Origin of the sequence: Emticicia agri (genome assembly GCF_004168285.1) — a bacterium.
GTDB classification, from domain to species: domain Bacteria; phylum Bacteroidota; class Bacteroidia; order Cytophagales; family Spirosomataceae; genus Emticicia; species Emticicia agri.
The window spans coordinates 1-1042 of record NZ_SEWF01000160.1; the positions used below are offsets into that span (position 1 = coordinate 1).

The 1042-nt window shown below is 35.1% G+C and carries 1 protein-coding gene; it reads left to right on the forward strand.

From position 1 onward, the window contains the following. A partial coding sequence (locus EWM59_RS27470; protein ID WP_130024370.1) for a transposase occupies positions 1-570 on the forward strand: 570 nt, incomplete at its 5' end. Between the last annotated feature and the right edge of the window lie 472 nt (positions 571-1042).

Genomic DNA, 1042 nt, shown 5'->3' on the forward strand with positions numbered 1-1042 from the left:
AGAGGGCTAAAAAACGGAGATTTTAAAGCCCTTTATGTTCCTCCATTGGAACAACAGCAGGACAGGTCACTACTGAGGGTTTATGATAGACTTACCCGAGATATAACCCGGGTAAAGAATCGGATAAAATTCTTTCTGATGTATTTTGGAGAAGCTATCCCTGTTGAATTGCAAACAAGCAACTGGTCAAAAGACTTCATCAGGTATCTGGATAATTTTTCACCTGGGGGCAATGGGAATCTGAGTTTTCAGGCATTATTGAGTGAATACAAAATGCTTAATCAACAATCAGCCATCTTAAAGAAACAAATCAAAGAGCTGTCAGAGCAACCCAGATATAAAACTGATGCTGCACTTCTGAAGACTATTCCAGGAATAGGTACCTTGACAAGTATGATTCTCTTAACTGAAATAGCAGATATAAACCGTTTTGTGAGTATAAAAGAACTGTCAGCTTATGTAGGACTGATTCCTAATAGTCATGACAGTGGAGAAACCAAAAGAGTGGGAAGAATTACTAAAAGAGGGAATGTATATTTGAAATTATACTACTACACCATTTTAAAATAGTTTGTTGAAAAGAGAGCCAAAAAGGCGAATTTTGTAGCGACGAAGCAAACAAAACTCACACCCAATGACTCTCACAGACAAACTTAGCACAATCAAAGGTAAATATCATAAAAGCATGATAGAAAATGTAATGATGGTATTGACAGGTTTACTGACTAGTAAAACGACTAATCTTTACAAGATGAAAGACGATATGGCAAAGATAATGGACAAAAAAGGTTTAAAATCAGGTAGTTATTATCAACGTTTAATTCGGTTTTTCAATAGATATAGTTCAACGAGGCTTTTTATAGACTTATTACTATGGGTTATCAACAGCCTTATTAAGAAAGCAGATAATTTTTTTTGGATGCAACAGAATGGAAAATCGGTTCTTTTGAATTACACGTTTTAGTATTGGCGGCACAAGTAAAAGGTGTAGCCCTACCTGTGTACTTTAAAGTTTATGAACATAAAGGTGTATTATCAGAAA